This is a genomic window from Vibrio sp. Sgm 5, from assembly GCF_026241575.1.
Lineage (GTDB): Bacteria > Pseudomonadota > Gammaproteobacteria > Enterobacterales > Vibrionaceae > Vibrio > Vibrio jasicida.
Genome location: NZ_JAPHPY010000006.1, coordinates 61,348 through 82,238, shown reverse-complemented (window position 1 = coordinate 82,238; position 20,891 = coordinate 61,348). Strand labels below are relative to the sequence as shown.

General features: G+C 44.9%; 17 protein-coding genes and 1 pseudogene. 8 read left to right on the top strand and 10 right to left on the bottom strand.

The features are described from left to right. The first annotated feature begins 68 nt into the window (after positions 1 to 68). The 3 genes from OQJ86_RS05185 to OQJ86_RS05175 all read left to right on the top strand — a co-directional run bounded on the left by OQJ86_RS05185 (position 69) and on the right by OQJ86_RS05175 (position 2,524). Entirely contained in the window at positions 69 to 551 is a 483-nt protein-coding gene (locus OQJ86_RS05185) for a hypothetical protein (protein ID WP_038880541.1), read from the top strand. Between the two features lie 315 nt (positions 552 to 866). Next, a complete protein-coding gene (locus tag OQJ86_RS05180; protein ID WP_265986928.1) occupies positions 867 to 2,078 on the top strand; it encodes a hypothetical protein in 1,212 nt (403 codons plus the stop codon). Then, a complete protein-coding gene (locus OQJ86_RS05175) occupies positions 2,075 to 2,524 on the top strand; it encodes a hypothetical protein (protein WP_265986926.1) in 450 nt (149 codons plus the stop codon). The genes OQJ86_RS05180 and OQJ86_RS05175 overlap by 4 nt, the downstream gene beginning before the upstream one ends. Before the next feature lie 117 nt (positions 2,525 to 2,641). Here OQJ86_RS05175 and OQJ86_RS05170 read toward each other — a convergent pair whose 3' ends face one another. From OQJ86_RS05170 to OQJ86_RS05135, 8 genes and pseudogenes are all read right to left on the bottom strand, one after another. Beyond that, on the bottom strand, positions 2,642 to 3,964 hold the full coding sequence (locus OQJ86_RS05170) for a CoA-disulfide reductase (RefSeq protein WP_265986924.1): 1,323 nt from the start codon (positions 3,962 to 3,964) through the stop codon (positions 2,642 to 2,644). Positions 3,965 to 4,040: 76 nt separating this feature from the next. After that, positions 4,041 to 5,447, bottom strand: coding sequence for a cation:dicarboxylate symporter family transporter (locus OQJ86_RS05165; protein ID WP_045405788.1), 1,407 nt, complete (start codon positions 5,445 to 5,447; stop codon positions 4,041 to 4,043). A gap of 40 nt (positions 5,448 to 5,487) precedes the next feature. Then, on the bottom strand, positions 5,488 to 5,871 hold the full coding sequence (locus OQJ86_RS05160; RefSeq protein ID WP_010447452.1) for a RidA family protein: 384 nt from the start codon (positions 5,869 to 5,871) through the stop codon (positions 5,488 to 5,490). A 24-nt stretch (positions 5,872 to 5,895) separates the two neighbouring features. Further along, positions 5,896 to 6,564 carry a helix-turn-helix transcriptional regulator gene (locus tag OQJ86_RS05155; RefSeq protein WP_039974952.1) on the bottom strand — a complete coding sequence of 223 codons (669 nt, stop codon included), beginning with the start codon at positions 6,562 to 6,564 and terminating at the stop codon, positions 5,896 to 5,898. Between the two features lie 554 nt (positions 6,565 to 7,118). Next, positions 7,119 to 9,215, bottom strand: a complete 2,097-nt coding sequence (locus OQJ86_RS05150; RefSeq protein WP_265986915.1) for a methyl-accepting chemotaxis protein — start codon at positions 9,213 to 9,215, stop codon at positions 7,119 to 7,121. Between the two features lie 389 nt (positions 9,216 to 9,604). Further along, positions 9,605 to 9,991 (bottom strand): GtrA family protein, encoded by a 387-nt coding sequence (locus OQJ86_RS05145; RefSeq protein ID WP_039974954.1) that lies wholly within the window; start codon positions 9,989 to 9,991, stop codon positions 9,605 to 9,607. 4 nt (positions 9,992 to 9,995) lie between these two features. Continuing rightward, on the bottom strand, positions 9,996 to 11,402 hold the full coding sequence (locus tag OQJ86_RS05140) for an ArnT family glycosyltransferase (RefSeq protein WP_265986911.1): 1,407 nt from the start codon (positions 11,400 to 11,402) through the stop codon (positions 9,996 to 9,998). Between the two features lie 2 nt (positions 11,403 to 11,404). After that, positions 11,405 to 12,438, bottom strand: a pseudogene (locus OQJ86_RS05135) (glycosyltransferase family 2 protein). A 152-nt stretch (positions 12,439 to 12,590) separates the two neighbouring features. Here OQJ86_RS05135 and OQJ86_RS05130 point away from each other — a divergent pair. Then, positions 12,591 to 13,268: a response regulator transcription factor gene (locus OQJ86_RS05130; protein WP_038871919.1), complete on the top strand. Its 678-nt coding sequence runs from the start codon at positions 12,591 to 12,593 to the stop codon at positions 13,266 to 13,268. After that, positions 13,265 to 14,563, top strand: a complete 1,299-nt coding sequence (locus OQJ86_RS05125; protein WP_265986908.1) for a sensor histidine kinase — start codon at positions 13,265 to 13,267, stop codon at positions 14,561 to 14,563. Before OQJ86_RS05130 ends, OQJ86_RS05125 begins: the two co-directional genes overlap by 4 nt. A 110-nt stretch (positions 14,564 to 14,673) precedes the next feature. Here the strand turns inward: OQJ86_RS05125 and OQJ86_RS05120 are convergent, their stop codons facing one another. Beyond that, positions 14,674 to 15,912 (bottom strand): leucine-rich repeat-containing protein kinase family protein, encoded by a 1,239-nt coding sequence (locus OQJ86_RS05120; RefSeq protein WP_265986906.1) that lies wholly within the window; start codon positions 15,910 to 15,912, stop codon positions 14,674 to 14,676. A gap of 264 nt (positions 15,913 to 16,176) precedes the next feature. Between OQJ86_RS05120 and OQJ86_RS05115 the strand changes: the two genes are divergently transcribed. The 3 genes from OQJ86_RS05115 to OQJ86_RS05105 all read left to right on the top strand — a co-directional run bounded on the left by OQJ86_RS05115 (position 16,177) and on the right by OQJ86_RS05105 (position 20,277). Next, entirely contained in the window at positions 16,177 to 17,073 is an 897-nt protein-coding gene (locus OQJ86_RS05115; protein ID WP_265986904.1) for a 1-aminocyclopropane-1-carboxylate deaminase/D-cysteine desulfhydrase, read from the top strand. A 330-nt stretch (positions 17,074 to 17,403) separates the two neighbouring features. Then, on the top strand, positions 17,404 to 18,738 hold the full coding sequence (locus OQJ86_RS05110; protein WP_265986902.1) for a LysM peptidoglycan-binding domain-containing protein: 1,335 nt from the start codon (positions 17,404 to 17,406) through the stop codon (positions 18,736 to 18,738). Positions 18,739 to 18,834: 96 nt separating this feature from the next. Then, positions 18,835 to 20,277 carry a hypothetical protein gene (locus OQJ86_RS05105; RefSeq protein ID WP_265986901.1) on the top strand — a complete coding sequence of 481 codons (1,443 nt, stop codon included), beginning with the start codon at positions 18,835 to 18,837 and terminating at the stop codon, positions 20,275 to 20,277. 129 nt (positions 20,278 to 20,406) lie between these two features. On the opposite strand, the gene OQJ86_RS05100 is transcribed toward OQJ86_RS05105, so the two are convergent. Beyond that, the gene (locus OQJ86_RS05100) at positions 20,407 to 20,883 is read right to left on the bottom strand and encodes a GNAT family N-acetyltransferase (RefSeq protein WP_265987043.1); all 477 of its coding nucleotides are present in this window, start codon (positions 20,881 to 20,883) and stop codon (positions 20,407 to 20,409) included. Positions 20,884 to 20,891: the final 8 nt, after the last annotated feature.

Sequence of the window (20,891 nt, the reverse complement as noted above, 5' to 3'; positions counted from 1 at the left end):
CAACATTGACATAATTGATCTAAATCAATTTTACTGTGTTTCGCATAATTAAAACAGGAAGTCTAAGTATGTCAAACAAGAACTATGTAACCACCTTAATGCTGTTGTGTGCCTTCGCCTCGAGTGCGAATGCGGAAAGCAAAGATGACATTGATAACATTAAAAACAAAATTGGCGATATCCAAGATAGCCTCTCTCAATCGCAAGACACCATGCAATTCGTGAGATCGGTTTCTGGTTCAACCTTTGTGCCGGAACCCAAACACAGTAAAGATATGCCTTCTTACAGTTACTTCTCGATAGAGAGCTACGACATATTCAGCAGCCCTTCTGGCAAGCGTATGATTCAAGCCGTTATCACCAACAACTCAGGCGGTGGTATTAAGCTCAAAACATCTCAAATCAAAGCGTACTTTGGTGGCCAAGTGTACTTATCTCCTTCTTCGATTGAGCAGGATGATAAATTCGCTCAAGGAGAAACGAAGTCCGTCACTTTGCATTTTGGTGAGAATAGCGCTTCGATTCTTGGTCTCATGACCAGAAACTACTAAGCGATTTTGGGGCTAAGCTCCCCTACAGTAATCGATGGTAATAAAACTGATGCTCTAAACTTCATATTCCCTTTTAAAGCCGTCAGCTTCCCCAAAAATCATCCTAGAAACAGATACTAGTGAAGCTCCAGAGGTAACTCTGGGGTCTTTTGGGAGTTATATAGGTTTTGTAATCTAGGTGCTATCTAGCCAATCACTAACGGTACATAAATCACACATCATTTGTTTTAGTTATTTCGCTTACGTTTTTAGGCAAACCGGAGATTCCTGTAACGTTACAATTCTCTCATCCAAGCCAAAAATCTGGTGCCAAAAATGAGCAACGAGAAAAGTATATTTCCCGAAGGATCAATTGCATACGAAAACGAACAAAAGAACGCTTGCCACACAAGTCATTCTGAAGCTGAAGAACAAACATTTTTCCCAAAAACTTCAATAGCCTATGAGAATGAAACTAGAGCTAACCGAATAACTCCTGGCGTTGGCAAAGGATTCCTTACTCCCCAGAAAAAAAGCACGTACTTTACTACCCCACAAAAACCTGTAGCCAATATCAGTCCTGAAAACATGTATTGGCCTCCCTACGACTTTATGTCTGGGGAATATATAAACACGAAAAAGCTGCCTGACGAGACTCTTCGACAACAATTGGTAGGAAACCAAGAACATGTGATGTATTTGACATTAGATGAAGCGTTTAAAGTTTTACAAAGTTGGGGTTGGAAAGATACTCATAGCACTTGGAAGTCAATGACAACCTCCACAGGGGCTCAAATACTCATCAATTATGGCGTCAACGGTAAAGATATCGTAACAACTTCGATGGTTATCGCTCAGTTTAATATTCATGGGCTAAAAGCTACCAAGTTGGGACTAAAGGCAACCTTTGGTATGAGGATGGCAACATATTACAATCAAGTTGGCACAGAGATGATTACGTTGTCAGGGTACTCTGGATTAAGAAGAATTTTAACAGGTACAACGTATAGACTGGATAACCCCAAAGTTGTGCAACTCGGTATTGGAAAGTATGGTCTCGCAAATTCAATAAAATCTGGAACCGTTTTAACCATTTATGTCGCAGCAGGCTTCAGAATTCTGGACTATGCACTCAATGACGAGGTATTTTTAACAGACTTAATCGGCTCTTTAGCAGTAGACATAGTGAAGATCGGAATATCTTCTGCGGTTTCAGCAATTGCCGGATCTCTTATGCTAACTTCTGTCGCTCTCGTTTCTGCACAACTCGCAGTTGTTGTTGTTGCAGGGTTAGTAACATCCATTGTATTAAATGAGTTAGATAAACACTATGGTGTGACTGAAAGGGTCATTGAGTTGCTCGAAAGAGCAGAGCAGGAAGCCGTTGAGAAAGGAAAAGAGCTACAAAAAAGCGTTAAAGATAGTCTTCTTGACCTTACAGCAATGTTTATCGCGGATGCCTTAGAGACCGGAAAAGAAGTCATCGAGTCTGAAATAAAACAATTTATTCGCGAGTCAATAAACGACCTAGTACCAAAAACAATATGAATAACAGCCAAAAATCAAACAAAGAAACGTACAAACTTTACCCAGGAATTTTGCTATTAATAGGTTTATCTGGTTTCTGTTTTTACTTTGGATATCAAAAAATTCTAACGCTAGCTTCTCAAATTGGCGACGTTGCGGTCTACTCAAGGTTTGACTTAGCGATGATTCCATTTGGCTTAGTATTACTTGGAGGGTTAATCAGTGCTTTGTTTTTTGCATTTAAAAAGAAACGCTGGGATGAAGTATATGGAAACGGCTTACAATATTTGATCTTAGGTTCTCTTGCTGTTGCTATCGTATTGACTCTGATAACCCCTTCGATTTATCAGGCACGCTATGAAAATGCGGGTCTGAAAGAGTGCTCTCGCTCCCCCGAAGGCTACCTACCATTCTTCGCAACTAAGTTTGCTAGAGAAGAATCCCTTTGCATCAAAGTTTCTAAGTAAATTGATAAATCGATACGCGCAAAAATCTGCTTAATAATTCACAACAAGCATGAAAAAGGGCTCCAGAGATTACTCTGGAGCCCTTTTGTTTTGTCTGAATTGACTTGGATAACTAAATTATTTCGCTACGTTACCTGCAACGTTTAGTGCATCCCAAGTACGTGCGAATGGTGGTGCATAGCAGAAGTCCATGTAGCCTAGTTGCTGTGTTGTCATCTTCGCAGTGATGGCAACAGCGAGTGCATTGATTCGGCCTACAGCACCCTTCTTACCCACGATTTCGCCACCAAGCAGTACATTGGTTTCTGGGTGGTAAACCAGCTTCACTTTAATGTCTTCTTGGCCTGGGTAGTAGTCGGTTTGGTTCTTATCTGAAATGGTTGAAACCTTCACTTCCAAACCGTGTTCTTTAGCTAGAAGTTCCGATACGCCTGTGCATGCCAGTTCGTAGTCCAGCACTTTCAAGCAAGATGAACCCAAGAAGCCACTCATGTAAGTGTCTTTGCCAGCAAGTTTGTCAGCCATCATGCGCGCTTGCTTATTCGCTGTGGTTGCCAGTGGAACATACACTGATTTGCCTAGCGCCATGTGGTGAACCACAGCGCAGTCGCCGACAGCGTAAATGTGTGCATCTTCTGTTGCGCCAAACTCATCGACTAGTAGTGCGCCGTTCGCTGCTTTTGGTAACTCGAATGCTTCTGTGTTTGGTTTGAAACCAAGTGACATGATCACAACGTCTGCTTCAACATTGCCGTTGTCGGTTTCTACGATGTAATCGCCCTGCTCTGCGTCGCGAATGGCTGATACGCTGCAACCGGTTTTAAGCTCAGCGCCAGATTCACGAATCGCGCCTTCTACCTCTTCAATCATCTCAGGGCTGAACTGACGGCTCATCACGTGTTGTTCACGCTCGATGATGGTGACGTGCTTACCTAGTAAGTGTGCGACATCGAACACTTCTAGCCCGATAAAACCACCGCCGATAACGCAAATGCGTTGTTTGTTGCTGTCCTTAAGCGCTTCTTTTACTGCCAAACCATCTTCCATGCTGGTTAGCGTGTATACGTGCTCTGGGTTGAACTCACCGAAAGATGGCACGATTGGGCGTGCGCCCGTGGCAATCACCAACATATCGTAATCGATGGTGCTTTCTTCCCCTTGGTGACGAACTTTAATCAGCTTTTCTGTGCGGTCTAGTGCCACCATTTCTGTTTCAATGCGCACGTCTAAACCAGATTTAATCGCTTGTTCTGGCGTACGAGAAATCATGCGCTCAGTGTCATCAAACATGCCACCAGCAAAATAAGGTAAACCACACGCACCGAACGAGATGTAATCGCGCTTATCGAGCACAATCACTTCATCTGATGGCTGATTACGTTTGTATTTCGCTGCGAAACTCATACCTGCAGCGCTACCGCCTACGACAACAACTTTCATATTTATTACCTAAATAACCTGAACTCAGGAAAAACGGAGAGCACCCGCGTTGGGTGCTCTTTATTAAGTTTGGAAATTACACTGCTGCTTCTTTTGCTACTGTTGCAGTAACGTCAGCATTGTATTGCTCAGTGTTTAGTGAGCCATTCTTCTTCGCGGTTAGTACACCTGACAACATTGAGCCAGAGATGTTAAGCGCGGTACGAGCCATGTCGATAAGCGCTTCGATAGAAACCAGAATCGCCACAACCGTAATGTCTAGACCCATGATGGTTAGCACCGCTACTGCTGCGAACGTTGCACCGCCACCAACACCTGCGATACCGAATGAAGCAATCGCGATGACAGCAATCAGTTGTAGGATGAAGCCTAGGTCAACTGGCATACCCATTACTTGAGCTGCCATGATAGCGAGCATTGCTGGGTAGATACCTGCACAACCGTTCTGACCGATACTGGTACCAAACGTTGCTGACATGTTTGCTGTTTCTTCGTCCACACCTAGACGTTGAGTTTGAGTTTCAACGTTTAGTGGGATTGCCGCCATGCTTGAGCGAGAACCAAAGCCAAATACAAGCACTGGCCAGATTTTCTTCATGAACTTCGCCGGAGACAGACCGAACATAGACACCATCACGAAGTGGATAGCGAACATTACACCGATTGCCACGTAGCTTGCTAGTAGGAAGCGACCCATTTCTGCTAGTGCGAACAAATCGTTTGTCATCATGAACGTGGTCATCAGAGCGAATACACCGTAAGGCGTCAGCTTCAGAATCTCACGTACCATTGAAAGTACTACTTCTTTTGCAGAGTTGATGAAATCAACGAAGTTTTGCACTTTCTCAGGCTTACGGTTTTTCACTTGCAGGATACAGTAACCAAGGAACATACCGAACAATACTGTTGATAGTGTTGAAGTACGCTCAGAACCCGTTAGCATGTCGAAAATGTTAGCTGGAATGATAGATAGCGCCATACCAGACAAACCGCTGTTCGCCATCGCATCTTGCGTTGCTACTAATGCATCACCACGAGCTTCAATCGCACCATTCGTACCGATTGTACTGACTAGTGCGTTTGCATCGATACCGAATAGGTAAATACTTGCGATACCAACGGCTGCTGAGATTGCACAAGTGAAAAGTAGAATACCGATGATTTTTGGTGCGATACGCGATAGTGCACCACCGCCTTCTACGTTCATGATTGAAGAGATCATCGCCACAAATACCAGCGGGATTACAATCATTTGTAGAAGCTTGATGTAGCCTTTACCGAACACGGAAATCAGTTCAGCAAAGCCTGCGGTTGCCACGTTGCCCACACCGAATACGAGCTGAATCGCACCGCCGAATAACAGACCAGCAGCAAGCGCACTTAGTACGCGGAAGTTAAAGCTTTTCTTTTGTTTTTTGAAGTTCGCAAGTAATGCATAGAACCCAAAGAACAGGATGCTCAATCCAATAAATGAAACGCTCATGAGAATCTCCTATTGATACCCATTTATGTCCGAAGATCGGTTACTTTTTGTATGCAATGGCTTCAACTTCAACCAATGCGTCTTTTGGTAGTCTTGCTGCTTCAACACAAGAGCGAGCTGGTGCGTTTTCTGTACCAAATACCTCTGTGTACACTTCGTTAAATGCGGCGAAGTTTTCCATGTCTGATAGGAAGCATGTCGTCTTCAATACTGTATCTAGGCCTGCACCGCTTGCTTCTAGAACCGCTTTTAAATTCTCAAGAGACTGACGTGCCTGCTCTTTGATGCCGCCTTCAACAAACTGCATGGTTTCTGGAACCAGTGGTAGTTGACCTGATGTGTAAACCATGTCGCCATAAGCCGTACCTTGTGAGTAAGGGCCGATAGCTGCTGGTGCTTGTTCAGTGGCAATGATCTGTTTCACGATGTAACTCCTAAGTTATTAATTTTATTCTGATTTAAATTCACGGATAAACTTGTAAACGGCCTGACGGCTGATCCCAAGCTGCTCTGATACTTGTGTGGTCGTCTCTTTTAGCTCAAATACGCCGTTATCAAACAGACAACGAATGATGGCTTTGTTACGGCCTTTGCAAGAAATCGTCTCGTCTTGCTCCACCTCTGTGATCGCAGCGCTCAAGGCTTTTTGAATGACCTCATTGGCATTTTTGCTAAACGTCTCACTGACTAAGGTTTGAGACACATTGCACTGCGGCATAAGCGTTTTAACGATTTCTGGGAATGGGAAGGATAAGTTCATATTGATGCAAAGCATGCCAATCGGCTTTTGCTCAGGGCCCGCCAAAATGCATGTGGTCGATTTCAGTAACGAACCATCCGCAGCATTAGTGAAGTAACTCTTTGGCGAGACCTCTCCGGTTTTCTCGAATGTGCTCCACATACGTAGACCCAAATCCGTGATAGGCGAGCCGATTTCGCGGCCAGTATGATGACCATTGACGATTTTCACGACTGAATTTTCTAAGCTTTCAAATGAATGAATGACCACTTCGCAGTACGGCCCGATTAAATCGGCAATCGTGTCTGCTAAACGAAAATAATTGCTTAAACATTCTCTGTCTTCGTCGGTGAATCGAACTTGCTTTACACTCATCATCTCGGTTTACATTTTTGAACTCAATGACTAAAAAGTACTCCTTTCGAGTTAGTTGAGCAATACAGGGTAAACTTCTGTAAACCTAAAAGATGCGTCTAAAACACCGCCAAAAACCGAAGAATTGATCGAAATCACGCACAATAGTTGAACAAGATCACCAAAAACATATGAATTGGGTTTAATTTCTTAAACCTCATCAAAGTTTAAATATTTAAAATCAAAGATTGCACTTTTGAACACTTTAATGATCTAGAACAAGTTCTTAAAGTCAGTGAAAATCGCGTACGGTAATAACAAATTTAAAAGGCGATAATATTTATAAAATGCCATTCATTTACGATACAAAACAATGGTTGTGAATGAATAAAACATCAATAACTGCTCTCTCCAACCTTAGTCCATGCTGATAAGACGACGTGAATTTTAAAAAGACGCAAACGTTGAAGAAAATACCGAGAAAAAGCGGTTATCGAAGTGCAAAAATGAAAGTACAGAACAAAAAAACCGAGCAGATTTACCTGCTCGGCTTTGTATGAAAAATGAGGAAAGACGAATTAAGACAGCTTGAACTTACTCAGCTCACCGTGAAGATCGCTCGCTTTTACCGTCAACTCGTTACTGATTTCTACTGAAGAGGTCATCGTATCCATCACCTCTACCGCCGTGTCGTTGATGATCACTACATTGCGGTTAATCTCTTCTGATACTGAGCTCTGCTCTTCTGCTGCCGAAGCGATTTGGTTGTTCATATCATTGATGACTTCAATCGCTTGGTTGATTTCAGACAGCGCTAAGTGGGCAGCTTGTGTTTCACCTTTAGTATCATTAGCTTGCTTTTGGCTTTGTTCCATCAAGACCACAATTGATTGAGTTTCTTGTTCTAGACGGGCCAGCATCGTACGAATCTCTTCAGTTGATCCTTGAGTACGATTTGCAAGGTTACGAACCTCATCGGCAACCACCGCAAAGCCTCGACCCGCTTCACCTGCACGTGCAGCTTCAATAGCCGCGTTCAGAGCCAGCAGATTGGTTTGCTCTGCAATGCCACCAATCTCACTCAAAATACCTTGAATCGCCGTGCTAGAATCCACTAGGTTTTGTGTTTGTTGCTGCGCATCGTTGACTTGCATTGCCAAGCTATCTACCGCACTCGCAGCATTGTCCATGCGAGTCATACCATTTAGACTGTTGCTTTGTACTTGGCTCGCCGCCGCTGCCGCTTGGACCGCAGAGTTCGCTACTTCTTGAGCGGTTGCACTCATTTCATTGATGGCCGTCGCTAATGAGTTCACCTCATTTACTTGCGTATTCAATTGATCGCGAGAAGCCGCAGCGCGCGTTTGACCTTCGGTCGCATTCTTATCGACTTGATCAGCAGTCACCATCACGGTCAGCAGCATCTCTTGCATACGCGATAGGAAAGTATTGAACCAATGTGCCAATTGCGCAGTTTCATCTTTACCTTTCACTTCGATACGGTAAGTTAAGTCACCTTCACCTTGCGCGGCATCTTTAAAACGCTCAACCAGATTGTTTAGCACTTTACCCAAAGAGTTCGCGATCAAAGCCATCGAGGCAATACCTAGAAGAGCAGCGATGATCCCCGCCCACACACCTTTTTCAAGCGCTTTTGAATTCTGTTCATCACTCCATTGCGCGTAGTCATCGACGCTTCTTGCAAGGTGGCTACTGGGAACCGACACCATGACTACCCAAGGAGCGTCACTCGTATCGATAGAAGTAATCGCATATTCATCACCGCCAAAGGTCACAACACCAGCGCCTTGACGTTTTGCAATAGATTGGATGTTAGACCATTCAGAGGCCAGTTCAGAAGAGACCTTCTTACCGACCATATCAGCAGCGCGGCTGTTCGCTAGGGTGATGCCCTTCCATGATGTGATGAGGATTTTACCTTTGCCATCAAACAAGTTACGTGCAGATTGCTCGCTCTGGCTTTGTAGCTCATAAAGAGACAGATCAAACCCAAGAGAGCCGATGATTTTGCCATCTTGTTTGATTGGTTGACTGATCGTTGTGATCAGCTCTTGCTTACCACGTACAGGATAAAAGTACGGCTCCATGACGAACGTTTTACCCGTTTCATAAGGCATTAAATGCCAATCGTCTTTACGTTCACCACTGCTATTTAGCTCCGTGTTGCTAAAGCTCTCCATCGCCACTGCATCAAAGCTATTTTGGTCATTTGGCGAGAAGAAAGGCGCCAGATAGCCTTGGCTGTTAAAACCCTCTTCTGGATTAAACGTCACTTGTTCTGGCCACGTTTTGTCTTGCCAAACCATGTAGCCCGCAAATACGGCTTTATTCTGTGCTTCTAGCGCGGCAGTAAACTGTTTAACAATAAGGTCTGCGCTTGCGTTGGTTTCTGCACTCAACTCAATGATCGAACGTACTTGTTTTAAGTTTGCCAATACAGGATCAAGTTGGTTAGCAATATCCAACCCCTGCTGAATCGCGGTATTTTGCAAGTCGGTGCTAGTCGCATTCGTCAATTGCGCTTTTACTTTCTCGTTCACTTGCTTGTTCACGTCAGTAAATGCGTTGGTTGTCATACCCATTGCAATCAATAAGGTGAAGGCCATGGCACCGCCCGCACTGACTGCGATTCGCGTACGTATACTGTTAAACATAGTCACCTCTGTAACTGATGATAGATTGGCATTATTTTCTGAAATTTCATGGATTTTAAACAACAGAGGTGAACAGAAGACGTCAAGATATGAATGAAAAGAGAATGGAAAGATCAAACTTATTAACAGGGTTACGTATGAGGCCAGTTTTATATTTTAAGTGCATGAGCCCCACAATAAATAAAACCTAGAGAATCGATCATTAAGTTATTGTATTTATAGAATTTAAAATCAACATTCAAGATGAATCTTATACGAAAGTACCCATAGCTATTCATTCTCCTATACTGAGTATTAGATTAGCCAAACCGTGACTTGAGTCACGTTTAATTTTCTTCATCTCACTGTTTTTAATGCAGTTATTCAGTATTAAAGCAAATAAGCTAGGATCAATGTTCGCTAAATACCCATTTTGTACTGAGTAAGTAGTTACTCATCATGCCTACCAATATTCCGAAAACCAACGCGACGTACACCATATAGTTTTGAGTCCCAAACATAAGCGTCAAACCTTTGAAAGCCGCAAAGTTCGGCACTGCACTAATACAAGCACTCACCATAAACTTTTGCCATTGAGCAAACGGATCGGTTTTTTCTGCTTGAGAGAAAGTCAGCCAGCGATTGCCAAGCCAAGTCGTGGTTGCCGCAAACAAAAATGCTATCCCACGAGCCAGCATCAGCTCCAGACCAAACCAATGGAACAACAGCGAAAAGATAAGGGTGTCGACTATAAAGCCGACACCACCAACCAGAGCAAACCTTATTAATTTGTGCATTCCGTTACCCAATCACACAGGTGTAGAGTGAGCGTTTCGATTTTGCTGTGAACTCGTTGGTACAACTCAACGCATTTTCATGAATCATGCTATCCACTTGCTGCGATTTACCAATCAGGTGGAATTTCTTTAGATTGTTTAAGTCATTCTTATCTTCAAGTTTTTTCGCCTGACCATGACTATAGAACTGGCCTGAGAACGGGCGCTTACCAATATAAAAGACCGGAGCGTTGTCATTAATTTGCGCGAAGATGATGCGGTCGCTGCGGCTGTCTGCTTTGCCCATATTCAAAACCAACATCGCAATCATAAGCAGGGCTGGTAACACCGCCGCCGTTCCGGTCAACCATTTAAAATCGTGTTTATCCACCAGCATCGCAATTAAGATACCCAACGCAGGCACACCCGGTAGTACGTAAGCAGGCAAAATATTCCCAGCCATGGTGAACAAGATCATTGGGGAAATCAGCCAACACATCAGGAAGCTAAATAGGCCTTGATGATCAGTTTCAATGGCTTTGAGTACCTTACGACGTTTCCACGCCAAGATAGGCAATACAATTGACCAAGGCGCAGCCGACTGCAGCCAGAATACCCAGATCATCCCACGTGGTTGATCATGAGCAGAGCCATACAGGTCCCCTTCCCAACCGCTGACAACAAAACGCTTAAAGTGCTCACCAACAATAAAGTAATCAATAAAGCCCGGCGTTGCCATTTCTGCCATGATGTACCAAGGCAGAGCAACCGCCAGCATAAGCGCCAAACCCGATACGATAGGAAACCGCTGCCACAAGGCTTTAAAAGCGCCAAAGAAACCATGCTGAATCACAAGCCAAGGAAATACTGCGATGCCCATGATCACTATCGCTACGGGACCTTTTGCCAACAACCCACAAGCCAAACCAAAGAAACCGAGGTAACCCCACAATCGGCTGTGTTTGTCTTTGCCAAGCCAGCAATAGTAAAAGCCGACCATCGCCATGGTCATTGCCAACGTCAGTGCCATGTCGGTCATCACCGCACCCGCCGCAATTGAAAAGATGCCACACGTCGCCAGTACCAACGCTGCGATGACTGCATTAAAGCCCGCGCGATACGCCATGAAAGCAACAAAAACAATCGTCGCAACACCCGCTAACCAATGAGGCGCGCGCACTGCAAATTCATTCAATCCAAACAGCTCAATGCCGTAAGCACTCATCCACGTGAATAGGGGGGGGTTCCCCCAAAAAGGCACGCCGTAATCAAACTGTGGGGTAAGCCAATTGCCGGTTTCCACCATTAAGCGCGCCATTTCGCCGTAGCGGGCTTCTGTGGTGTCCATCAAAGGGTAAGCGGCAAGTGAAATAAGACGGAGTAAAAGAGCAAACGCCAACAACAACCACAGATGGGTTTTATTAATACTCATGATTACGCGGTTTCTCCCAGTTTAAACTTCATGGTTTGGATGGATTGATGTTTTGCAGGCTGCTCATAAACAGACTGAACAAGATAAAGAGGACGTTGCTTGGTCTCGACAAAAATGCGGCCAATGTATTCGCCTAAAAGGCCAATCGACAGCAATTGCACACCGCCCAATGCAAGTTGGACGACCATCATGGATGGGTAGCCAGTGACAGGCTCACCAAACACAACGGTTTTCATCACAATGAATGCACCATAAATAAAAGCACTGACCGCCACTAAGGCACCAGCAAGTGTCGCAAAGGGCGAATGGAAAACGAGGTAATGCCGTCCATTGCAAGGCCAATCAGCTTGAGGTAGTTCCACTTGGTTTCGCCGCAGAAACGAGCATCACGCTCAAACTGCACCGTCACTTGCTTGAAACCAGGCCAAGAAAAAATGCCTTTCATGTATCGGTTACGCTCTGGCAGCGCATTGATGTGTTTAACCACTTTTGCGCTCAATAAACGGAAATCGCCCACGTTCTCCGGCACATCCAATTTCGCCATGCTGTTAAGCACTTTGTAAAAACAAGCGGCCGAGAAGCGTTTGAACCAAGTTTCACCGTGGCGTTCACTGCGCTGCATGTTCACTACGTCATACCCTTCACGCCATTTTGATACCATTTGCGGGATCAACTCAGGCGGGTCTTGCAAGTCGGCATCAATCACGATCACCGCTTCACCTTGGCAGTGTTCCAAACCCGCACTCATGGCGGACTCTTTGCCGAAGTTACGGCTTAATGCAATACAACGAACATCGCTAGAAGATTGAGAAAAGCTTTGCGCGATCATTAGGCTGTCGTCTTTGCTGCCATCGTCGACATAAACGATTTCGCAGCGTTCTGGCATTTCATCCAAAACGGCGGCTAAACGACGATGAAATTCAGGCAAGACTTCTTGCTCGTTAAAGAATGGCACCACAACAGACAAAACTGTTTTAGGCTCAGTGTTTTGGCTCACCTTTGAAAAGGCTGCAGCGTGAATGTTGAAGGTTGACATGCTACTCTTCCACTAAATCCGATGAATGAATCCAGTCTACAAACATCAATGTGAAAGAGATGTTGTTGACATCTTTTTCACGTTCTTAGTGAATAATGTTCGGTTAAGACGAAGTCTTATTTTCGAAAACCCGCCCACTTGGAGAGAAATACATGAAACGCGTACTTTTAGTCGAAGATAATCGAGAAATCGCAGGCATGTTGTTCGATTATTTCGAGTGTGCAGGTATGGAACTCGATTATGCAGACAACGGCGAGCTCGGCCTGAAACTGGCGATGGAAAACACCTTCGACATCATCTTGCTCGATCTCATGTTGCCACGCATGGATGGCCTGACCATGTGTAATAAACTTCGCGATGCGGGCAACAACACACCGGTACTTATGCTGACCGCACTTGATAGCCGTGACGATATGCTCAAAGGCTTCCAACACGGCGCCGATGACTACCTGACCAAACCTTTCGACCTGGATATTCTTGAAGCGCGTATGATGGCGCTGATCCGCCGTTACCGTGGCACTGTCGCATCGAGCAAGTTGGAATACGGTGAAGTGTCTATCGACCAAAAAACGCGTAAAGCGTACCGCCAAGATAAACTGCTGGCGCTCAATCCAACCACTTACACCATTCTGGAAATGCTTGTGAAAAGCGCACCAGACGTGGTGACGCGTGAAGAAATCGCCTTCCAGCTATGGCAAGAAAACGAGCCGAATAACGACGTTCTGCGCAGCCACATTTACCAGCTACGTAACCAACTCGATAAGCCATTTGAACAACATGTGCTGATCACCGTGCCGAAAGTTGGCTTTCGCTTGGAGCCAGATGCATGATCAATCGCTTACTTGCTAGCACGCAAAGCACACAAAGTATGACAGGGCGACTCGCTCTGTTTTTCTCTTTGGTGTCGGTCGTGATTGGTATTTTTTGTTTTCTTCTGATTACAGGCGCACTGCTTTGGTCTGAGGATCGTGTCGGTGAACGCCGTATCATGATCGATAAAAAAGAAGCCATCGAGCACTTTCAGTCTCACCCTGAGCAAGGCGTGATTAAACTCGACTTTCTCACTACCGCATACAATGACATCCAGCTCATACCAGAACAGTTCCAACAATACCTGATTGGAAAAAGCCGATTTTTAGACGAAGTGGGTGACGAGCCAAGCTCCAGAATGATCTACATGAGCACGTACACTTACAAAGGCGTTGAACATCCTGTGATTCTGGTTTCCTTGATTGATGAAATCGAGATCACCTCAGAGGAATTCATTCTCGTTGTCGCTATGGTGTTGTCCATTGTCGCCGTGCTGGTGTTTCTGTTTGGTAGCCTGCTGCTGCGTTTATCACAGCGCTTGATTGAACCCGTCAATGCGCTTAAAACTCAACTCGATCACCACCAAGGCGATGCCACGCAGACCTTTAGTGTGCCTGAGGGCTCGGCCAAAGAGTTCCAAACCCTCGCGGATGAGTTGAATGAATATCGCCACAAAATCAACCAAGTCATCAAGCGCGAGCAAGCCTTTGCACGATACGCGAGCCATGAACTGCGTACACCGTTAACCGTGATGAAAGGCTCAAGTAGCTTACTGGCGAGAAGTGCGAACACGGATTTCCAGACCCGCCAAGTGAACCGAATTCAGGATGCAACGCAGCAGATGTCGACCATGGTGGATGCCCTACTCGGCTTAGTGCGTTACGAGCGCAATGCAGACGATTCATCGGTACGTAGCATCACCGAAGAAGAGCTGAAACAAATCATTTTCCAAAGCCAAGCTCAGGCGGATGAGAAAGCACTCAGCTTTGATGTACAGATCGACGGAAACCCAAAAACGCGCGCGACCAATGCTGTGTTGACCATTATTCTTGGCAACCTGATTCGCAACGGCATCGCCGCGACACCATCGGGATCAATTCATATCAGCATGGGGGAAAACACCATCTCGGTACGTGATGAAGGCGAAGGCTTTTCGACCATTCCACATTCTGATGGGCACGGATTGGGTTTGATGATTGTGGATGATTTATGCCAGCGTTATGGCTGGCAATTTAAGATTGGTACACATCCAGAGGGTGGATGTGAGGCAATGATTGATCTTGCGTCAGAGCATCAAGAGACTTGCTCAGAGTAACTTCCTCAGCACTTGATTCAATTAAGAGGTATCTCATTGGCTCAGTATTAAAACGAGCAATTCGATACCTCTTTCTATCGTCTGTCGACCTTTCGCGGTTAAATAAAGTCTTATGCCGCAAGCGCAGCGAGTCGATTGAATGCCTGTGATGCCGATTCCGACGCTTCACACACAGAAAACACATCTTCGATAAAGTACTTCAACGCTCTAGATTCAATGGCTCTGATTGCGGCTTGCTGCTCGTCTGATAAGTAACCGTAAATGCTCGCCGCACCAAAGTCGCCAAAGATCATCTCACCTTGCTCATTCACCAAAGTATTGTGCGCATACAAATCGCCATGGCACACCTTGTTGTCGTGCAGGTGATTAAATACGTCCACCATCTGCTCCACAATAGAATTGACTTGCTCGACTGTCAGTGTAAACCCTTGTGGGAATGTATCTCGGGTGCAGGTTTCCAATGTTGGCGGCAAACCTAAGTTGTAGTAACTGTTTGGGATCAGCTCCATCACCAACGCCAGTTCATCGCCATCATCCACTTGTGCGATGGATTTCACCAAGTTGTTGTGATGCCCTGCTTGCAAGCATGCTTCAAGTTCATCATGTGGGTAACCATCACTAGTCACTTCGCCCTTAAACACTTTTACCGCGACTTCACTCGGGAAGTCGTATTGAACGTCAGTCCAGTTAGCATGAGAAATCACGCCACTCGCACCTTGCCCGAGAACATGGTTAAGTGAGTAACTGTTTGTGGTCACTCTCGGCACACTATTTAGCGACGATGGGTGTTTGCAGAATGGGTTACCTGCAAAAGCAAACCACGCCAACTTAGGCAGCTTCATCAACACATCAGGGAACTGCTCTAGCTGGTTCGCAGAGAGACGAATCAATTCCAAATTAACCAAGTTTTCCATGCTATTTGGCAGTTGCTTGATGCGATTGCCCGCCAGTGCAAGCTTTCTTAGGCGCGGTCTTTCACCCAGACTGTTGGGGAGAACTTCAATCTCGTTATCGGTCAGAATAAGCCAACTTAACTGAGTTGGTAGTGAGGCTTCACTCACCACTTTGATCTTGTTGGTTTTAAAGCCAACCATTTCTAGGTTTGGCAACTTGCCCAAGACTTCTGGTAAGTGCGTGAACTGGTTATTAGAAGCAAAGATGATTTTTAGCTTGGTCAACTGTTCCAGTTCTGGTGGCAAATCTGACAGTGCGTTACCAGATAAATCTAACACTTCAAGCGTTTCTGCAAGCTCTAAAATTTCCATAGGAAACTCAGTTAGCCCTTGCGCCAACTTCAGTTGTTTCGTTCCTACTAATTGTCCTGTTTTTAATTGTTCTAGAGTTTGCAAAACCAAGCCTTCTGATTGAGTTGAAATAAGCGGCGTAGTTTACGTGTCTTAACCTTGAAAGGCGAGGAACGTTAAGAATGTCACAAAGAAAAAACACTCAAAAAAGGACATCAACTGAAACGGGGCGTGAAGAAAGGTTGCCACTTTAACAAGAAGTCGAATCCGGCTACCGCTCAAACACAGACTTTTGATCTGGATTTAATGGCGTTACACTACGCGCCCTTTTGAACGGCAGGTCGCGTGGTTGGACACGTCAGCAGTAGCATGAAACTCTCTGAAAGCCCGATAACTCAACATAACTTTTACGGTCACACCTTTTTTCTTAAACGTGATGACATGCTTCATTCTCACTTTTCGGGCAACAAAGCACGTAAATTTATGGCGCTGATGGAAGCGCAAAATAGCCAAATCAAAACACTCATCAGTTACGGTTCAGCTCAATCCAACGCGATGTATTCCCTTGCCGCTCTGGCGCAAATCAAAGGCTGGAACTTCGAGTTCTACGTTCAACATATTCCGTCTTGGCTTAAAGACTCCCCTATCGGCAACTATCGAGGCGCGCTCGATTTAGGTATGAATATCACGGCGATGCAGGACATCGAGCCCACTTTGCATCCAACCGAGTATATCGAGCAAGTACGTGGGTTGGACGACACAACCTTGGTTGTCCCAGAAGGCGGAAAAGCGACGATTGCCGAAGCCGGGGTAAAACAACTGGCGCGTGAACTGCTTGATTGGACACGCCTTGAAGGCAAAAAACAGTTTGCCGTAGCGTTGCCATCGGGAACCGGAACCACCGCGTTGTACCTGAGTAAACACCTAAAGCCACATGGAATCGAAGTCCTTACCTGTGCTTGTGTCGGTGATGCCGACTATCTGACTGAGCAATTCAATACACTGGAAACTGAAAACCATCCAACCATACTTTCGGTGCGCAATAAACACCATTTTGGCCGTTTATACCAAAGCGACTACGAAACCTGGAATGCCTTGTACGACCATACCAACCTCGAGTTTGACCTGCTTTATGATCCTTACATGTGGCAATGTTTGCAGCCGTGGTTAGCAGAAAACGAGGACAAAACGCTCATCTACATCCATCAAGGCGGGTTGCTTGGCAATGAGTCCATGCTGCCGAGATACCAAAGAGAGTTTGAATAAGCTTGTTAGTACTTCTAGTAAGCCACAGCGCTAGTGAGTGATTAACAGTTATTGGTTATTAAGTTATCGTCAATAATAACCAATAATTAGCGCTTCACGCTTTGCTAAAATAAACCTTAAATATATCTACCCTCCCTTCGCATTAATAATATTTATTGCATCACCTCCTCGCTTTAAAAAACATTATTATCATTAAATACCTTACCCTGCGTGACTTTCGTTCTGACTATAGATTTAGTAAGTAAGCAAAAGGAATTGGTTGTTTTGTCTATAGTGCGTTCTTTTATTTGCCGCTAAGCTATCACCAATTAAATTCAAGAGGCGATATTAATGAAGCGTCCAACATCAACACGTGTGAGGGGAGCTGGCTACGCGCCACTTATCGACCCAGTAACGTCTTCGTCAAGTAACCGCTCGCGCACAAACTACTCATCAACGTCAAAGAACGCGACTCAAGCAAGCTACGGTTCTGTCGTTAGCAACAGTCAATCTCAAGCCGAGGCTGGATTCGAATGTCGAATAAAAATTCATGCTCCCAAAGATGACTTAAATACCCTGCAGTCTGGTGTTTTTTCTTTAGCGAAAACACAAAATGAACCGTTGATAAAACGCTGGAGCAAATTGGAGCAAAATCAACCATCACTCTGCACGGTGTTATCAGCCGAATGTTTCGAAGCCGAAGACAAAACCCTTTTACATGAACTTTTTCAAGACATCGGCCTGAATCAAAAATTTAAAATCACCCCCAAGCCAGTTGGTAGTGAATATATTAATGCTGAGTTCTTACCATTTATTCCAGCGGTAGAAACCAAGGGGTTATTAGGATGGGCAGCGCAAGGTTATTACTATTATTTCCATGATGGGAAGCTAATGTATGAAATGGCGATCCTAGGGAATGATAAATTCTCTTGGCAAGTGACGGCTTCTACGGCCAACGGCATGACAGATGAGCTCATTAGCCCAAAAACGTTTAACATGATACTCGCCCCTGTCGCTATTGAAGGTAAGAAGGCAGCAGCGCAACATATTTTCTATCGTCGCGAAAAACTCACCAATGACGCGCTTGCAGAAATCAACCAAACTTGGCTCGATCAACACGCCACTTTAATCGATATTGCTGCACTTAAAGCTGTGGGGAAGCAGCCTTTGCTGCCACGAACCAAAGCAGCCACTGAATCGGACATTAAACCCGTCCACATAAAAAATCATAAGGTGAGAACAAAAGACGACGGAAAACAAGAATGGTGGACAGACATTGCTCCTCTCTACGGTTTGTCAGCAAAAGCGCTGCTCAAACTCAATCCGACGTTTGAAAGTGATCCTATTTCATTAAAAGTTGGCGATGTACTAACGGTCAACATTACGCAGCCGGCTCAAGCAACGGGCAATTCTGACCAAAGTTGCCCACAGAACGACTTCATCGTCGGACATGCCTATCCGCTTGGGGATATTTGGGGAAAATATTCAAAGCGAGATGTATGGGGAGAGTATTGCGGTGCAAACCAACCATCAACCGTCATCAATATCTTTAACCATTCCAACTTGTCAAAGAATACACCTGTGTTGAATGTACAGAAGGTGGAAAATCGGTTGTTACGTGTGGCCGTTTCTTTTATTGAAGACGACATACAACTGACGCATATAACCAGTGTATCAAAGACTTAACGGTCGCCAGCTGCGCCCGAACAAAGCGCCTACCCAAATGCCAATACGATAAAAATCAGCCTATCGTCGCCTGAATTTAAAAAAGTGAACACGTTTATGTACGGTGAAAATAACCAACCGGCTTCTTCTTCAAGCCAAACAAAAAAAAGAAAAAATGACGCGTCTCACCACTCACAAGAAGGCGCTCCGGCGAAACGATTACGAGACGTTCAAAACTTAGCGAAGTGGAACGAGTTCCAACTCAACTGGCAAAACCACGTTGAAGAAAATGACTTGGCAATCCAAGACAGACCGCCAGAAGCGCTGATTCGTTTTAACTACCGTTATGTCGTTAACGACAACACCGGCGCATTGAAGTACGAGCCAGTCACCGTCGATCAAGTTCTAAATAACTATGATGAGCTAGAGCGCGTTTATTATCGCCGACAAATCAATGATCCAAGCCCAATGCAAACTCGGCAACAAAGCCGCGATTCTGCTTCGGAAAGCATGTCTCAATTTGATATTAAGATCCCACCTCAATCCAACTCAGGTACCGCGTTAATGGTACCTTCTGTCGGAATGCCGGAAGAGTTTAAATCCAAAGAAAAGCTGCAAGAACTATATTGGTACACTGAGGGGATGAGTCGCCCCGTCTATCTGTTCGTCCACCAAAGTGAGCTGAACTTATATCAAGAACAAATGGGGACACTACTTCAAGCCGCTGGCGTAGGTTTGGTTGGGTGGTCATTCGAGTCCGGTACCGTTGGTTTCGGTGCAACAAGAAAAGCTGTCGTGGATTTTTGCAAACTCAACCACCTTAAAAAAATCACCATGATGGACTGCAACGTACTCATGTCTGAAATGGATCTTATCTCAGCCGCAGAAGAGGCAACATCAGAAGTCAAAGACGATACCACGCTGTATATTGCACTTGGCGTCACAAGTGGTGACACCTACGAGAAAGGCGCAAAAGCACCAAACAGCTTGCTCAATGAAGGGGCAGTAAAAGGCCGACCAATCGAACAGTTCACTATGCTCAACCGCAATGTGTTGTTTGACCCTGCATTTATCTCTTCTTCAGAAGATATTGATGTCTCCAACGAAATGAAGTTCTTCAACAGCATTGATCAGCAAAAATCCATTGCGTTAAAAGATCTGAAGCTGCACCAAAAGCTCGATGACGAACTCGAAAGTCAGTATCCAAGAATCAACAAGCTGCGATTAAAGGCAACATCCAACGTTTACAATGACAAGTTTAAAGCGCATCTGACTCAAATATCTGAGAACGAAAAAAACCTCGTCATTCAAGTGAAAACTGGTACAAAACCAAACGTACAAAAGCATAACGTGACGGTTCAGGTGTTCAGTGAATACATCGCCTCAACGTTAGGAAAAGATCCTCTGCGTATTCAGTCTCTCGTTATTGAAAAGATGTTAGTGAAGTACAAAGACATGAGCATGGGGTCTGGCTATCAGTTTGAGCCGGAAGGGTTAGACGAGACGAATGCCGCACTCTATCCATATGAAGAGTCGAGTCATACACATGACGAAGCGTAAGCCATAATAAGACGTATTTCCCTTGGCAGGCCGATAGCGCCAGGGGGAGATGAATACAAACTCATATTGCTCACGTTGTGGTGTTTGTTTCTTTCTGAATTTGTGGATAGTAAGGGGGTTATATTCGTGCTAAAAACGCTTTTCCATGAATAACAAATCCCAGATCTCGCCATCAAAAGAACGCTCTCCTGATTCACGCGACGTCACTTCAAACCCAAGAGATTCATAACAATTCTTGGCTACGGTGTTACGTTCAAAGACCGCCAACGACCAGACTTGAGCATGATACTGAGTTTGAGACAGTTCGATGAGCTGCGTGAGCATGACTTTCGAAAGACCTTTCCCTCGAAAATCATTGGAAACAAAAACACGACAAATTCTAAATTGGGATTGAGACTCTTTAAACAGCTCAACATAGCCAGCCTGCTTCCCGTCACAAACGAGCATAAACGGGAAGACTTCAGGTTTCGCGCAATGGAGGCTAATCTGTTGGTGGTCTAGAGGGAAATTGAAATTTGGCCCACCCCATTGATAGTTCAGTTGCTCTGAATCAATCCAACGGATGAGTGCCTCGTAATCTTCCGTTTCAAATGCTCTCAGTTCCATCTTCATCT